The sequence below is a fragment of the Arthrobacter sp. ASL1 genome (assembly GCF_056680475.1).
The window spans coordinates 3,125,129-3,139,007 of sequence record NZ_CM155284.1; the positions used below are offsets into that span (position 1 = coordinate 3,125,129).

Sequence of the window (13,879 nt, forward strand, 5' to 3'; positions counted from 1 at the left end):
ATTGGCCCGCCGGACAGGTGGCCCGCTCAACGCCGGGGCAGGCCCTTCGCGGCACGGCGCTCCGCCTGGCGGGCCGACCGCGCCGCCCGCGACTGCTCCTTGAAGTAGGCCATGCTCTGCGGCAGCCACAAGAGCACGACCCCGATGAGCAGGGTCGCGCCCAGGACCCCCAGCCGCGGGCCGCGCAGCACCAGCGGGATGCCGCCGATCAGGCCCATCGTCGTCAACCAGGCCCGGCCCGCCAGCTGGCCGCGCAACAACCGCCAGGCGCCGTAGCCCACGCCGACCGCCAGCAGGGCCAGCAGCAGCGCCAGGGCGATCAGCCCGGACCGGCTGCCGCCGACCAGCAGCCGGGAGTTGCCCCAGGAGGCGATGCCGAATCCGAGCAGGACCAGGGCCAGCACGGCCCACCAGATGACGGCCACGCGCAGGGCGACGGGAAGTTTCTTCACGCCAGCCAGCCTACTGGGTGTGCCCAACCGCACAGGCCCCGCCTCGTCGTCGCGCCCCATGCTCCTGTAGACTGGGATCTCACCGATATCCGGCTTCCCTCGCATCCTGCCCAATTCTTGAGGCAGGAGCTCATCGTGTGTGAGTCCGCAGCGTGCGGGCAGTTTCTTCATAGGGGAGCGGCCGGACTGGTGTTTGAGTCCGAATGTGCCGCGGATCCCGCCTCGTAACGAGTGCCGGGTCTTCCGCCCCTATGAACGAGGTAATTCTTTATGTCTTCCGACATGTCCACCAATGTGCCCGAAACGCCCACCGCAGAAGCTTCCGTGAAGTTCGCTGACCTCGGCATCGACGGCCGCGTCCTCGCCGCCGTCGAGGACCTGGGCTACGAAACGCCCACCCCGATCCAGTCGGCCACCATCCCGCTGCTCCTGGAGGGCCGCGACGTCGTCGGCCTGGCCCAGACCGGCACCGGCAAGACCGCCGCCTTCGCGATCCCCGCCCTGTCCCGCATGGCCGAATTGGCCGATCAGAACGGCACCGCACGCAACACGCAGGTCCTGGTCCTCGCACCGACCCGCGAGCTCGCGCTCCAGGTCGCCGAGGCCTTCACCTCCTACGCCAAGCACATGGGCGACTTCACCGTCCTGCCCGTCTACGGCGGCTCCCCCTACGGCCCGCAGCTCTCCGCGATGCGTCGCGGCGCCCAGGTCGTCGTCGGCACCCCGGGCCGGGTCATCGACCACATCAACAAGGGTTCACTGGACCTTTCGCACCTGCAGTACGTCGTGCTCGACGAGGCCGACGAGATGCTGCGCATGGGCTTCGCCGAAGAGGTCGACAAGATCCTCGAGGCCACCCCCGAGGACAAGCAGGTCGCCCTCTTCTCCGCCACGATGCCCGGCTCCATCCGCCGCATCTCCAAGCAGTACCTGCGCAACCCGCAGGAGGTGTCGGTGAAGTCCAGCACCACCACCGGCAAGAACACCCGCCAGCGCTACGTCCAGGTCATGGGAGCACACAAGCTCGACGCCATGACCCGGATCCTCGAATCCGAGGCCCACGAAGGCGTCATTGCCTTCGTGCGCACCAAGATGGCCACCGAGGACCTCGCCGACAAGCTGAAGGCCCGCGGATTCACCACGGCCGCCATCAACGGCGACATCCCGCAGCAGCAGCGCGAACGCACCGTGGAGAACCTGCGCAGCGGCAAGATCGACATCCTGGTCGCCACCGACGTCGCCGCCCGCGGCCTGGACGTCGAGCGCATCAGCCACGTCATCAACTTCGACATCCCGCACGACACCGAGTCGTACGTGCACCGCATCGGCCGCACTGGGCGTGCCGGCCGCCAGGGCGACGCGATCCTGTTCATGACGCCGCGTGAGAAGCACATGCTGCGCGCCATCGAGAAGGCGACGCGTCAGCCGGTCGAGGCCATGACCCTTCCGAGCGTCGACATCGTCAACGACAAGCGCCTCGAGAAGTTCGCCGGCCAGATCTCCGAGACGTTGGCTTCCCAGGAGCTGTCGGTCTTCCGCAACCTCGTCGAGAAGTTCGAGGCCGAGCATGACATCTCGGCCGTGGAGATCGCCGCGGCCCTGGCCCACATGGCCCAGGGCGGCCGCCCGCTGCTCATGCAGGAGCTCCCCACGCCTCCGGCCAAGCAGGCCCGCATGTCCAAGGGCGCCAAGGACGGCTTCGGCTCCCGCGGCCCGACACGCACGCTCACCGAGGGCAACGCGACCTACCGCATCGCCGTCGGACGCCGCCAGCGCGTCATGCCCGGCTCGATCGTCGGGGCACTGGCAAACGAGGGCGGCTTCAACTCCGGCCAGATCGGCGGCATCGACATCCGTGCCGACCACACCCTCGTGGAGCTTCCGGCCGAGCTGTCGCAGGACCAGTGGAACGCCCTGTCGCGCACCCGTGTCGGCGGCGAGCTGATCCGCCTGGAGCTGGACACCGGCCGTGCACCGCGCCGTGACCGCGAGGGCGGCGACCACGGCGGCTACCGCAAGGACCGTGGCGGCTTCGACGGAAACCGTGGAGACCGTGGCGATCGTGGCGGTTTCCGCAACGACGACGGCAACCGCGGCGGTTCGCGCAAGCCCCGCACGTCCTCGCGCAGCTTCGAGGGTGGACGCGGCCGCAGCTACTAGCAGCCACTGGTCCCGTCCGTCGGGACCGCCACCGTGACGCCATCGGAAGGCCGGGCATTTCCCTGTGGGGGATGGCCCGGTCTTCCGGTCGTTAAGCCCCGCTCCCAGGGGTGCTCGACACCCCCGGAGCCCGGATTCACGGCGTTCCTGTGGCGTCAGCCACAAGGGGCGGTCCCGATTTCATCCGGGCGGAAATTGCTGGTAAAGTTTTTTTCCGTTGCCCCCCTAGCTCAGTGGTAGAGCGCGTTCTTGGTAAGAACGAGGTCACCGGATCGATTCCGGTGGGGGGCTCTGAGTAGGAAAGCCCGCGTCCGTGTCGACTCGCGAGAGAAACCGACGCCTACGCGGGCATTCCCATTCGTGGCGGTGTAGCTCAGCTGGTTAGAGCGCACGACTCATAATCGTGAGGTCCCGGGATCGAGTCCCGGCACCGCTACTACAGGAATCCGTCCCGCACTGCGGGGCGGATTTCGTCATTTCAGGGCCCGCGCTCCGGCTGCCCGCCTATGCTTGATGCATGGATCCAGCGGCCGACATCGTTCCCACCCGACCGGCCGCCGACGCCACCGCAGCCACCGTCCTGCTCAGCTCAGGCATCGACTGGCCCGCCGACGGCTCGACGCCGCGATGGGCCCTGCAGGCAGTCAACGGGGCACGCGCCGACGTCGTGCTGGAGCCCGGGACGCGCTGCTCCTTCGCGGTGGAACCCGGGCGGTGGTGCCTGGGGCACACCCGCGTTGACGGCGTCGAGGACTGGGCCCACGTCGACTGCCCCGACGCGGCAGCGGCGGCGCGCGGAACCCAATGCGCCTCCTGCCTGGCCCGGGACGACGCCCGCCACATGCACGACTTCCACCGCTCCGGCATCGCACCTCCCGGGTTGCGTGCCTACCTCGCGAAGCCACAGTGGCTCTACGTCGCCACGTTCGCCCACGGCGCCTCAAAGATCGGCACCGCGGGCCAGGGCAACAAATGGCGCCGGCTGGCCCAGCAGGGGGCCGTCATGGCCTCCTATGTGGCCCTGGCGGCCGACGGACGCATCGTCCGGGTCCTCGAGGACCTGGTGACCGACCGCCTCGGCCTGGGGCAGGCAGTGCGCGCCTCCGCCAAGACCGCTGGGCTCACCGACCCCGGGCAGGGCGGGCCCTCGGCGTCGGGGGTGTACGACGCCGGATCCCTCGCCACGATGCACCGGGCCCAGGTGGAGGGGGTCCGCCGACTACTCGCCGACGACCCGGAAGCGGCCGGGCTGGACGTCCAACCTGCCGACGGGGACTTCGAGCCTTCCGCCCCGGCCGGCCCGCTGCTCTGCGCCTGGAATGCCGGGGACCTGCACCCCTATCCTGGGTGGCTCAGCGCCAGCAGCCACGGCTTCACCGTCGAGGCCGTCCTGGGCCAGACGCTGGGTGTCAGGTTGGACGGATCCGAGCGCTTGTACGCCGCGGATGCCTCGGTGCTCAAGGGCCGGCGGGTGGTGCCCGGCGAGCACTCAACTGCGGTGCCCGCGGCGCAGGACTCGCTGTTCTGAACCGATAGACTTGATGGCATGATCAGCACACCCTGGGAATCGGCGTCGGGCCTCTACAAGGTCCTGGTGATCGCCTCGATGGCCGTCTCCGGCCTGGGCATCATCCTGGCGCTGGTCGGCGCCAACACCGGGAACCGGCCGCTGATGTACACGGCCGTCGGGATCATCCTGGCCGGACTGCTGACCCACGTCGCCGGACTGGTGGTCCGCGGACGCGACGTCAAGACGTACCGGAAGCAGAATCCGCCCGTGCCGAAACAGCGCCAGGGCCGCTAGGGTAGCTGCCTGGAAGCATCCGCCGCACGGTTTTCCGCGACGTGCTTGCGTGCATGCGCCACGGCGGGTTCCAACTCCTCGAAGACGTGCCGGTAGTGCCGCAGGGCCTCGATGACGCCGACGGTTTCGGCCATCTTGGAGTGCTCGGGGCGGATGCCCTTGACCAGGACCGTGATCTTGCGTCGCTCCAGGGCCCCGATGATGTCGACCAGTGCGCGGGCGCCGGTCGCGTCGAGCATACGCAGGCGCGACAGCCGCAGGATGACAACTTCCACGCCGGTCACCGCCTGGACGTCCGTGAGGATCTTTTCGGCCGCCCCGAAGAACATGGCACCGTCGAGGCGGAAGAGCGCAATCCGCTCATCATCCGGGTGGGCGTCACCGGGCAGTTCCTCGCGTGCGGCGCCCGAGGCCTTGGCCACCGAGCGCAGCGCGAAGAAGGCCGCGACCAGCACCCCGATCTGGATCGCCTCGATGAGATCGAAGGCCACGGTGATGATGGCCGTGACCACGAACAAGGTCGCCTCGGAACGGCCCGAGCGCAGGATCGATGCCGCCGTATGGCGGGAAACCATGCGGGTGGCCGTCACCATCAGGATTCCGGCCAGTGCGGCCAGGGGGATGCGTCCGACCAGTTGTGAACCGGCGTAGACGATCACCAGCAACAGCAGGGCGTGGACGATCGAGGCCAGCCGGGTGCGGGCCCCGCTGCGCACATTCACCGCGGTGCGGGCGATGGCGCCGGTGGCCGGCATGCCCCCGAACAGGCCGGCCGCTATCGACGCCAGCCCTTGTCCGGCGAGTTCGCGGTCCGGGTGGTATTGCCCCGTGGTCGAACCGTGGGGCCCCACCAGCCCCGCGGCGACCCGCGCAGAGAGCAGCGATTCGATGGCGGCCAGGGCGGCCACCGCCACGGCGGGGCCGGCCAGCTCTGCCATCAGGGGCAGCGAAGCCGGCGGCAACGCCGGTGCCCCCAGGGCCGCGGGCAGTGCGCCGATGCGGGGGATGTCCAGGTGCAGCCACTCGGCCACGACGGTGACCAGGGCGATGGCGATCAGGCTTGCCGGTAGCCCGGGGTGCAGGCGCGGGGCGGTGACCATCAGGGTGGCCACCACGGCCACGATGGCCACGGTGATGCCCGCCGTCGGCCACTGCGCACCGCCGGCGGAGATCCAGGCGGCAACGACGGTATTCAGCCCAGACGGTGCCTCGGTGCCCGTGGCCAACGGCACTTGTTGGAGAAAGATGATGGCGCCGATCCCCAACGTGAAGCCCTCGACCACCGGCCACGGGATGAAGGCGACGGCCCGCCCGACGCCGGCCAGGCCAATGGCCAGGACGATCACTCCCGCCATGATGCTCAACAGGGCGATGGACCCCACGCCATGGGCCGCGACGATGGGGGCCAGGATCACCACCATCGCGCCCGTGGGCCCGGAGACCTGCACCGGGGAGCCGCCCATCACGGCGGCGACCAGCCCCGCAATGACGGCGGTGACGAGGCCGGCGGCGGCTCCCACGCCGGAGGTCACCCCGAAGGCCAGTGCGAGGGGAAGCGCGACGATGCCGACGGTGACGCCGGCCAGGATGTCGACCCGCCAGCTCGAGGGCAACAGCGCATAGTCGTCGGCGCTGGGCAGGAAAGCGCGCAGGGAGGGGCGTGCCATCAGTGGGCCGCCGTCTGGTGCTCGGCGTTAGCGGCGCCGCGGGCGGACGCCATCCGGTCGTTGAGGAATCGGCGGGCGATGGCCAGTAGTTCTGCCACCCCGGGATGGGCCAAAGTGTAGTCGACGTGGCTGGCCCGCCGTCTCGACGTGACCACGCCGTGCCGGCGCAGCACGCGCAGGTGCTGGGACAGGTGGCTGGCCTCGATCTCCATGGCTGCCAGCAGCTGGGCGACCGTGGCGGACTGCTCCGGGGAGTCGACGAGGATCTCGAGCGCGCGGATGCGGGCCGGGTGGGCCAGGGCCTTGAAGAGGTTCGCCTTGATCTCATACAGGGGCAACTGCTCGTCGTCCAGGAACATGGTTTCCTTTCCGGTGGAGTGGAATGATGTTTTCATCATATCGGAGGCCCGGCCCGGCACCGGCAGCGGCCGCCGTGCCTTAAGCTGGAAACCGCGCACGCGCACCCACCGACCCGCCCGACAGCGAGGACACCATGAGCATCAACCCGGCCCTGGAAGGGCGCAGCTACCCGGCGGGGGAGGCCTACGTGGTCTCCCGCGAGAAGATCCGCGAGTTCGCCGCGGCGACCAAGGCCACCCACCGGTCCCACTACGACCAGGAGGCCGCCGCCGGCCTCGGCCACGCCGACCTCGTCGCCCCTCCCACCTTCGCGATCATCGTCGCCCAGCGGGCCGATGCCCAGCTGATCGCCGACCCGGAATCGGGCATCGATTTCTCCCGGGTCGTCCACGCCGACCAGCGCTTCACCCTGCACCGTCCCATCGTCGCCGGCGACGAACTCGTGGCCGAACTGCACGTGGACAAGGTGCGCGCCATGGGCGGCGGCGCGATGATCACCACCCGGTCGGAAATCAGCACCACCGACGGGGCCGCCGTCGCCACCACCACCTCGTCGATCCTCGTCCGCGGGGAGGAGGCAGCATGACCCCCATCGACTTCGCCACCCTCGAAAAAGGCCAGGACATCGGCAGCACCACACTGCACGTGAACCGCTCCGACCTCATCCGCTACGCCGGGGCCAGCGGCGACTTCAACCCCATCCACTGGAACGAACGGTTCGCCACCGAGGTCGGGCTGCCCGGCGTCATCGCCCACGGCATGTTCACCATGGGCGCCGCCGTCACACTGGTCGAGGACTGGACGGGTGACCCCGGGGCCATCGTCGACTACCAGACCCGCTTCACCAAGCCCGTCATCGTGCAGGACCCGGAGGGCACCAACCCCTCCGATGCGCCCGGGACGGCCCTGGAGGTCACCGGTGTCATCGGGGCCCTCGACGAGGCGGCGCGGACCGCCCGGGTGGACCTGACAGTGGTCGCCGACGGACAGAAGGTCCTCGTCAAGGCGCAGGCCCTGGTCCAGTTCTGATGCAGAAGCTGCTGTCCGGGCTGACCACCACCGAGGTCGGTGGACCCGCCTCCGACGTCGTCGAGGCGACCACCGAGGCGGAGGTCCTCTCGGCCGTGCGCGCGGCGGACGACGCCGGGACCAGGCTGCTGCTCGTCGGCGGCGGCTCCAACCTGGTCATCTCCGACGACGGGTACGACGGCACCGTGCTGCGTATCGCGACGCGCGGTGTGGACATCGTCCCCGGCACCGATGGCACCCCTTCCCGGGTCACGGTCGCCGCGGGTCATCCGTGGGACGACGTGGTGCGGACCACCCTGGACGCCGGACTCGCCGGGCTCGAGGCGCTCTCCGGCATCCCGGGATCCACCGGGGCCACCCCCGTGCAGAACGTCGGCGCCTATGGCGCCGACGTGTCCAAGAGCCTCGAATCGGTCCGGGCGTGGGACCGCCACGAGTCCCGGCTGGTGGACTTCGTCGCCGCTGACCTGGCGTTCGGCTACCGGGATTCGCTGCTCAAGCGCACCACGGTGGAGGGGTCCCCACGTTACGTCGTCCTGGACGTCACCTTCACCTTGGAGGCCTCGACGCTCGGAGCGCCCATCGCCTACGCCGAACTCGCGCGCACCCTGGGTGTGCAGGCCGGCGAGCGGGCCGAGGCAGCAGCCGTCCGCTCCACCGTACTGCGCCTGCGCGCCGGCAAGGGCATGGTCCTCGATCCGTCGGACCGCGACACCTTCAGTACCGGGTCCTTCTTCACGAACCCGATCGTGGACGCGGACACCGCCGCGTCCCTTCCCGCCGACGCCCCGCGCTTCCCGGCCGCCGGCGGCACCAAGCTCTCCGCAGCCTGGCTGATCGACCGGGCAGGGTTCGCCAAGGGGTATGGCCTGCCCGGTACCGCAGGAGCCGGGCTGGCCGGCGGCCGGGCCTCGCTGTCCAGCAAGCACACGCTGGCCATCACCAACCGCGGCGGCGCCACCGCGCAGGACATCCTGGTTATCGCCCGCGCCGTGCGCGACGGGGTCCGCGAACATTTCGGCATCACCTTGCACAACGAGCCCCTCCTCATCGGGATCGACCTCTGAGATGAGCGCCCCGCCCGCCCCGCGCATCGTCGTGGCGCGGGCACGCCTGTCCACGCTGGGCCTGCTCGCCGCTCCCGGGGCGGGGGCCACCCCGGCCTCCGTCGTGCGGCACCTGGGGCTCGTCCAGGCCCAGGATCTCGGACAGGCGTTCTGGGCCCTGGGCGTCCGGGCCCCCGACAGCACCGCGTCAACGGTCCGCGCTGCATTCGACGCCGGAACCATCGTGCGCACCTGGGCGGCCCGCGGCACTCTGATGCTGGTCGCCCCGGAGCTGCTCGACGACGTCCTCACCGTCACCGGACCGCGCATGCGCGCCCAGACGGCCACCGGTTTCCGCAGCTCGGGCATCGATCCGGCCGACGTCTCGGCACTGGCGCCCGTCGCCATCGAGCGCTGCGCCGACGGTGCCACGCGCGGACAGCTCCTGGAAGCCATCCGCACCGCTGGCCAGGACACCTCCGGGCAACGCGGCTACCACCTGCTGATGGCCCTGTCGCTGGTCCGCGCCATCGTCCAGGGGCCGATGGCCGACGGCGGGGGAGTCCGCCAGCTCTTCGTCCCCTACCGGGCCGTGATCCCCGGCACCGGGAACGACGGCGGGGACCCGGAGGCGTCCCTGGCGCGCCTGGCACTGCGGTACTTCGCCGGCCACGGCCCGGCCACCGTCGGTGACTTCGCCTGGTGGCTCGGCCTGCCGCTGACGCCGGTCCGCACGGCCCTGGCCGACCTGGAAACGGCCGGTCGCCTGGCCCAGCGGCGGCTGGGGGCAATCGACCACTGGATGGCGCCCGGCACCGCCGCTGGCCTCGACGCCGGTGCGCCGGGGCCCGGGGCACGTACCGTGCTCGCGCTACCCGGTTTCGACGAGTTTCTCCTGGGCTACCGGGACCGCAGTGCCAGCCTGCCTGCGGAGCACGCACAACAGGTCGTTCCCGGCGGAAACGGGGTGTTCCGCCGGACCATCGTGCACGGCGGGGCCACCATCGGGACCTGGGATGGCGACGGGACAACCGTTCCCTTCGGCGGGACCCTCGGGCCCGCGGCATCGCGTGCGTGCGCCGCCCGGCTGCGCGAATACGCGCGCTTTTGGGCACGGTGAGGTCACAATTAAGCCCCCGTGCAAGTCACCGTGGACTTTTGCTCCGGCACTGACGCACTATGGAGGCATGGAACACGAGACAAGCCTGGAACACGCGATGGATCTGGCCGAGGGCAACATGAAGGAAGCCAAGCGCCTGCTCGATCAGGGCAAGGCGGCACACGCCGCCGGGGATATCACCGATGAGCGCATGGCCTCTTTGCAACGCCTCTACGACACGGCCAACGAGGACGTGGGACGCGTCCGCCACGACAACTGATCCGCCGGCGTCCCCTGGGCGGGACGCCTCAAGACCAGGGGCGCCACGGGTACCTGAACTGCTCCCCCGGGGGTTGGACTGAAGAATTCGGTTCCAACCATTCGGGGGAGCAGTTCAATCCGGTGGTGTCCCTGTCCTTTGTGCGGTGCCGGACCCGCCTGATCGATCACCCGAGCGCCGGTTCGACCGCGGAGAAGACGGGCTCCTGGCCGCGGGTGAAGACCCCGACAGTTGCCGGGGGGATTTCCATCCAGTGCCGTTTGCTCCAGTGCAGCTCCAGGGGTTCCGAGGCCACCAGCTGCGCGTCCGGAGGCAGTTCCTCCGAGAGCCCCGTGCCCGGCCCGAACCCCTCGCCCACGTGGAGGGTCACCTGTCCAAAGGAGTGGAACAACGACGGGGCCACCGCCTGGGGCGCCTCCGGGCTGACCCAACGGAGGACGATGAGCCGGTCCCCGTCGGAGGCCGCGATAGTCGCCCGGAACGGTTCCGCCTGGCCGCTGTCCCGCCGGGCCCGTTCCACACGCGAGACCATCCGGGTCAGTGCCCGGACGGGATCGTCGCGCAGCCCATAGGTCAGGGCCAGGAAGAAGCAGACCTCGGTGTCGCCGTTGCCCTTGATGTGGGGGTAGAGCGCGGGATCGACGTCGAGGGTCAGTTCCCTCTTGAGGTCGGGAAACCCGTTGATCTCCCCGTTGTGCTGGAACATCCAGCCGTCGTGGACGAACGGGTGGCAGTTCTCCTGCGCGATCGTTCCCCCCGGTGCCGCGCGTACATGGGCCAGGAAGCACCCCGATTCGATCTGGGCCGCCAGATGGCGCAGGTTCTGGCTGTCCCATGCCGGCGTGATCTCCCGGTATTGCCCCAGCTTGCCCCGCAGGCCGGACCATGCCAGGCCAAACCCATCGCCATTGGTGGGGAAGGCCCGGTCACGGAACTGGGAGCTCATCGCCCTGTGGGGCAGGTAAAGGCCCCGGGCGAGCAGGCTCTGGTCCAGCAGTGAGTGGTTTGGCTTGGTCAGCACCGTCTCCAAGGTGATCGGTGATCCCAGATAGGCAAGCCAACGGCACATGGTTCCCTCCGGCGATGGACTTTCGGTTCGATCTCGACCCTAGTGCCCCGCCGGCTGGTGGCCTACAGCCGGCCGAGGGCGATGGCGAGCATGCGGCGCAGCGGTTCGGCGGCACCCCAGAGCAGCTGGTCGCCGACAGTGAAGGCCGAAAGGTACTGCGGGCCCATCTCCAGCTTGCGCAGCCGCCCCACCGGGATGTCGAGGGTGCCGGAGGCGGCGACCGGGGTCAGCTGGTTCATCGTGGCGTCCTTGGAGTTCGGCACCACGGTGGCCCACTCGTTGTCGGCGTCGAGCAGGCGCTCGATCTCGTCCAGCGGCACGTCCTCGGTCAGCTTCAATGTCAGGGCCTGCGAGTGCGAGCGCATGGCGCCGATCCGCACGCACAACCCGTCGAGCATGACGTGGTTGTCCGCGTCAGTGCCCAGGATCTTGTTGGTCTCGACCCCGGCCTTCCACTCCTCCTTGGACTGCCCGTTGCCCAGGTCCGCATCGATCCAGGGGATCAGCGAGCCGGCCAGCGGGACGCCGAACTCGGTGGCATCCAGGCCGCCGCGCTGGGTGGCCAGCACCTTGCGGTCGATCTCCAGGATCGCCGAGGCCGGGTCGGCCAGCTCGTCGGCCACCGAATAGTTGATGTCGCCGAACTGGTTGATCAGTTCGCGCATGTGGCGGGCGCCGCCGCCGGAGGCCGCCTGGTAGGTCATCGCGGTGCCCCATTCGACCAGGCCGTTGCGGAACAGGCCGCCCAGGCCCATGAGCATGCAGGAGACGGTGCAGTTGCCGCCGACGAAATCCAGGGTCCCTGCGGCCAGCCCGGCGTCGATGACCTGGCGGTTGACCGGGTCCAGGACGATGATGGAGTCGTCGTTCATGCGCAGCGTCGAGGCCGCGTCGATCCACAGGCCCTTCCACCCACGGGCCCGCAATTCGGGGTGGACGCGTTTGGTGTAGTCCCCGCCCTGGGCGGTGACCAGGATGGGCAGCTTGGCGAGCTCGTCGATGTCATGCGCATCCTGCAGCACGCCAGCGCCGGAGGCGAAGGCCGGGACCGGCCCACCCGGGTTGGACGTCGAGAAGAAGACCGGGTCGATGCCCTCGAAGTCGCCCTCGTCGAGCATGCGTTGCATGAGCACGGAGCCAACCATGCCTCGATAACCAATGAATCCAACGGAAGAAGTCATTCATCCATCGTAAGGCGACAACGGGGTCGAACCCCAGCCGGGTTACGTGTGGAGGGCGCCCATGCCGGGGATCGGGCGGCTTCGGATCCCGTCGCGCGGGGTCCCGGGCTACTTCCCGGAGAGCAGTTTGGCCCGCCGGTTGATGGCCCAGAACGCGCCGAGCGCGAAGGCCTGCGTGATCGTGAAAAGCACGATGATGCCGCCGATGACCGCGCCGGTGATGATCATCCACAGGCCCAGTGCCGCGCAGATCAGCCCCAGCAGCGGGAAGAGCATGAAACCGAGTGCGAAGAGCGGTTCCGGCGTGGAGGTCAGTTCCCTGAAGGCTTCCTTCACCTAGCTGCGCTCCCAGAGTTCGTGGCGGTATTCGGTCCCGTTGGCGCCCGTCAGCCAGCCCTCGGCCGGCTCGCGCAGCGCGAGGTTCCAATCCTCCGGCAGCCGGGGCGCGTGCGTATCACCGGCCACGTGGGAGTTGATGATGGTGACCATGGCGGTGTCGGCCAGCGGCTCGTAGGCGGCGTAGACCTCTCCGCCGCCGCAGATCCAGATCTCCTCGGCGCCATCGGCGCCGGCAGCGGCGTCGAGCCCCTCCTGCAGCGAGTGAACGACGACGGCACCGGCGTCGGTTGCCTCGGCTGCGGTCGTGTCATCTGAGGTCAGCACGATGTTGGAGCGCCCGGCGAAGGGCCGGAACCTGGCCGGGATGGAATCCCAGGTGCGCCGGCCCATGATGACCGGGTGGCCCCAGGTGGTGTTCTTGAAATGGGCCATGTCCTCGGGCAGGCGCCAGGGCATGGATCCCTCGTGGCCGATGACCCCGTCCACGGTCTGCGCCCAGATCATGCCGACGCGTGCCGTGCCGGGGGAGTTCTCCGCCCGGTGGCCGGGGGCTTCGGCGGCTGCCGGCGTAGCGGCGTGGCGGCTCATACGGCCACCGGTGCCTTGATGGTGGGGTGGTGCTGGTAGCCGATGACCTCGAAGTCCTCGAGGGTGTAGTCCAGGATGCTTTCCGGGGTGCGCGCCAGGCGCAGGCGCGGGGAGTCGTAGGGTGTGCGGCCGAGTTGTTCGTTGACCTGCTCGAGGTGGTTGTCGTAGATGTGCACGTCGCCGCCGGTCCAGATGAAATCGCCGACCTCGAGGCCGACCTGCTGGGCAACCATGTGGGTGAGCAGGGCATAGGAGGCGATGTTGAACGGCACGCCGAGGAACATGTCGGCGCTGCGCTGGTAGAGCTGGCAGGAGAGCTTGCCGTTGGCGACATGGAACTGAAAGAACACATGGCACGGCGGCAGGGCCATGTTCTCCAGTTCGGAGACATTCCACGCGGAGACCAGATGGCGGCGCGAATCCGGGTTGACCTTCAGGGCCTCAACCACTTGGGTGATCTGGTCGATGTGTCCACCATCGGGGGTCGGCCACGAACGCCACTGCACACCGTAGACCGGGCCGAGCTCGCCGTTCTCGTCGGCCCACTCATTCCAGATCCGCACGCCCTGTTCCTGCAGCCAGGACACATTGGACTCCCCGCGCAGGAACCACAGCAATTCGGCGGCCACCGATTTGAAGTGGACCCGCTTGGTGGTGATGAGCGGAAAACCGGCGCCGAGGTCGAAGCGGATCTGGCGACCGAACACACTGCGCGTCCCGGTGCCGGTCCGATCGGACTTGGGGGTGCCGTTCTCCAGCACGTCGCGCAGCAGGTCCTCGTACGGGGTAGGAATAGTCACGCCCG

General features: G+C 69.4%; 16 protein-coding genes and 2 tRNA genes. 10 read left to right on the forward strand and 8 right to left on the reverse strand.

Annotation, left to right across the window (positions count from 1 at the left end):
- Positions 1–26: 26 nt before the first annotated feature.
- A complete protein-coding gene (locus AC1MEQ_RS14790) occupies positions 27–452 on the reverse strand; it encodes a hypothetical protein (RefSeq protein WP_479791727.1) in 426 nt (141 codons plus the stop codon).
- A gap of 282 nt (positions 453–734) precedes the next feature.
- Here AC1MEQ_RS14790 and AC1MEQ_RS14795 point away from each other — a divergent pair, with 282 nt between their 5' ends.
- From AC1MEQ_RS14795 to AC1MEQ_RS14815, 5 genes are all read left to right on the forward strand, one after another.
- Positions 735–2,612 (forward strand): DEAD/DEAH box helicase, encoded by a 1,878-nt coding sequence (locus tag AC1MEQ_RS14795; RefSeq protein ID WP_479791728.1) that lies wholly within the window; start codon positions 735–737, stop codon positions 2,610–2,612.
- 219 nt (positions 2,613–2,831) lie between these two features.
- A tRNA-Thr gene (locus AC1MEQ_RS14800) sits at positions 2,832–2,903 on the forward strand.
- A 71-nt stretch (positions 2,904–2,974) separates the two neighbouring features.
- Positions 2,975–3,048, forward strand: a tRNA-Met gene (locus AC1MEQ_RS14805).
- An 81-nt stretch (positions 3,049–3,129) separates the two neighbouring features.
- On the forward strand, positions 3,130–4,140 hold the full coding sequence (locus AC1MEQ_RS14810) for a DUF2797 domain-containing protein (protein WP_479791729.1): 1,011 nt from the start codon (positions 3,130–3,132) through the stop codon (positions 4,138–4,140).
- Positions 4,141–4,158: 18 nt separating this feature from the next.
- Positions 4,159–4,416 (forward strand): hypothetical protein, encoded by a 258-nt coding sequence (locus tag AC1MEQ_RS14815; RefSeq protein WP_479791730.1) that lies wholly within the window; start codon positions 4,159–4,161, stop codon positions 4,414–4,416.
- On the opposite strand, the gene AC1MEQ_RS14820 is transcribed toward AC1MEQ_RS14815, so the two are convergent.
- Both AC1MEQ_RS14820 and AC1MEQ_RS14825 read right to left on the reverse strand, forming a co-directional pair.
- Entirely contained in the window at positions 4,413–6,083 is a 1,671-nt protein-coding gene (locus AC1MEQ_RS14820; RefSeq protein WP_479791731.1) for a SulP family inorganic anion transporter, read from the reverse strand. The two genes, AC1MEQ_RS14815 and AC1MEQ_RS14820, sit on opposite strands and share 4 nt — an antisense overlap.
- Positions 6,083–6,481: an ArsR/SmtB family transcription factor gene (locus AC1MEQ_RS14825; protein ID WP_479791732.1), complete on the reverse strand. Its 399-nt coding sequence runs from the start codon at positions 6,479–6,481 to the stop codon at positions 6,083–6,085. The genes AC1MEQ_RS14820 and AC1MEQ_RS14825 overlap by 1 nt, the downstream gene beginning before the upstream one ends.
- A 95-nt stretch (positions 6,482–6,576) precedes the next feature.
- Here AC1MEQ_RS14825 and AC1MEQ_RS14830 point away from each other — a divergent pair, with 95 nt between their 5' ends.
- The 5 genes from AC1MEQ_RS14830 to AC1MEQ_RS14850 all read left to right on the forward strand — a co-directional run bounded on the left by AC1MEQ_RS14830 (position 6,577) and on the right by AC1MEQ_RS14850 (position 9,897).
- Positions 6,577–7,029: an FAS1-like dehydratase domain-containing protein gene (locus AC1MEQ_RS14830; RefSeq protein ID WP_479791733.1), complete on the forward strand. Its 453-nt coding sequence runs from the start codon at positions 6,577–6,579 to the stop codon at positions 7,027–7,029.
- Positions 7,026–7,472: a MaoC family dehydratase gene (locus tag AC1MEQ_RS14835; protein ID WP_479791734.1), complete on the forward strand. Its 447-nt coding sequence runs from the start codon at positions 7,026–7,028 to the stop codon at positions 7,470–7,472. The genes AC1MEQ_RS14830 and AC1MEQ_RS14835 overlap by 4 nt, the downstream gene beginning before the upstream one ends.
- Entirely contained in the window at positions 7,469–8,539 is a 1,071-nt protein-coding gene (locus AC1MEQ_RS14840) for a UDP-N-acetylmuramate dehydrogenase (protein ID WP_479796147.1), read from the forward strand. Before AC1MEQ_RS14835 ends, AC1MEQ_RS14840 begins: the two co-directional genes overlap by 4 nt.
- A gap of 1 nt (position 8,540) precedes the next feature.
- Positions 8,541–9,638: a winged helix DNA-binding domain-containing protein gene (locus AC1MEQ_RS14845; protein ID WP_479791735.1), complete on the forward strand. Its 1,098-nt coding sequence runs from the start codon at positions 8,541–8,543 to the stop codon at positions 9,636–9,638.
- A gap of 67 nt (positions 9,639–9,705) precedes the next feature.
- The gene (locus tag AC1MEQ_RS14850; protein ID WP_479791736.1) at positions 9,706–9,897 is read left to right on the forward strand and encodes a hypothetical protein; all 192 of its coding nucleotides are present in this window, start codon (positions 9,706–9,708) and stop codon (positions 9,895–9,897) included.
- 166 nt (positions 9,898–10,063) lie between these two features.
- On the opposite strand, the gene AC1MEQ_RS14855 is transcribed toward AC1MEQ_RS14850, so the two are convergent.
- From AC1MEQ_RS14855 to AC1MEQ_RS14875, 5 genes are all read right to left on the reverse strand, one after another.
- A complete protein-coding gene (locus AC1MEQ_RS14855) occupies positions 10,064–10,966 on the reverse strand; it encodes a class II glutamine amidotransferase (RefSeq protein WP_479791737.1) in 903 nt (300 codons plus the stop codon).
- 62 nt (positions 10,967–11,028) lie between these two features.
- Positions 11,029–12,111, reverse strand: a complete 1,083-nt coding sequence (gene asd, locus AC1MEQ_RS14860; protein WP_479796148.1) for an aspartate-semialdehyde dehydrogenase — start codon at positions 12,109–12,111, stop codon at positions 11,029–11,031.
- A gap of 144 nt (positions 12,112–12,255) precedes the next feature.
- Positions 12,256–12,483 carry an NF038396 family protein gene (locus tag AC1MEQ_RS14865; RefSeq protein WP_479791738.1) on the reverse strand — a complete coding sequence of 76 codons (228 nt, stop codon included), beginning with the start codon at positions 12,481–12,483 and terminating at the stop codon, positions 12,256–12,258.
- Positions 12,484–13,074, reverse strand: a complete 591-nt coding sequence (locus AC1MEQ_RS14870) for a dihydrofolate reductase (RefSeq protein ID WP_479791739.1) — start codon at positions 13,072–13,074, stop codon at positions 12,484–12,486. It lies immediately after the preceding gene.
- On the reverse strand, positions 13,071–13,874 hold the full coding sequence (locus AC1MEQ_RS14875; RefSeq protein ID WP_479791740.1) for a thymidylate synthase: 804 nt from the start codon (positions 13,872–13,874) through the stop codon (positions 13,071–13,073). Before AC1MEQ_RS14875 ends, AC1MEQ_RS14870 begins: the two co-directional genes overlap by 4 nt.
- Positions 13,875–13,879: the final 5 nt, after the last annotated feature.

Excerpts from the sequence above, each read along its gene's own strand:
- AC1MEQ_RS14850 (WP_479791736.1), top strand. The coding sequence starts at position 9,706 with ATGGAACACGAGACAAGCCTGGAACACGCGATGGATCTGGCCGAGGGC.
- AC1MEQ_RS14845 (WP_479791735.1), top strand. The coding sequence starts at position 8,541 with ATGAGCGCCCCGCCCGCCCCGCGCATCGTCGTGGCGCGGGCACGCCTG.
- AC1MEQ_RS14870 (WP_479791739.1), bottom strand. The coding sequence starts at position 13,074 with ATGAGCCGCCACGCCGCTACGCCGGCAGCCGCCGAAGCCCCCGGCCAC.
- AC1MEQ_RS14835 (WP_479791734.1), top strand. The coding sequence starts at position 7,026 with ATGACCCCCATCGACTTCGCCACCCTCGAAAAAGGCCAGGACATCGGC.
- AC1MEQ_RS14830 (WP_479791733.1), top strand. The coding sequence starts at position 6,577 with ATGAGCATCAACCCGGCCCTGGAAGGGCGCAGCTACCCGGCGGGGGAG.
- AC1MEQ_RS14795 (WP_479791728.1), top strand. The coding sequence starts at position 735 with ATGTCCACCAATGTGCCCGAAACGCCCACCGCAGAAGCTTCCGTGAAG.
- asd (WP_479796148.1), bottom strand. The coding sequence starts at position 12,111 with ATGGTTGGCTCCGTGCTCATGCAACGCATGCTCGACGAGGGCGACTTC.
- AC1MEQ_RS14810 (WP_479791729.1), top strand. The coding sequence starts at position 3,130 with ATGGATCCAGCGGCCGACATCGTTCCCACCCGACCGGCCGCCGACGCC.
- AC1MEQ_RS14825 (WP_479791732.1), bottom strand. The coding sequence starts at position 6,481 with ATGATGAAAACATCATTCCACTCCACCGGAAAGGAAACCATGTTCCTG.
- AC1MEQ_RS14815 (WP_479791730.1), top strand. The coding sequence starts at position 4,159 with ATGATCAGCACACCCTGGGAATCGGCGTCGGGCCTCTACAAGGTCCTG.
- AC1MEQ_RS14855 (WP_479791737.1), bottom strand. The coding sequence starts at position 10,966 with ATGTGCCGTTGGCTTGCCTATCTGGGATCACCGATCACCTTGGAGACG.
- AC1MEQ_RS14820 (WP_479791731.1), bottom strand. The coding sequence starts at position 6,083 with ATGGCACGCCCCTCCCTGCGCGCTTTCCTGCCCAGCGCCGACGACTAT.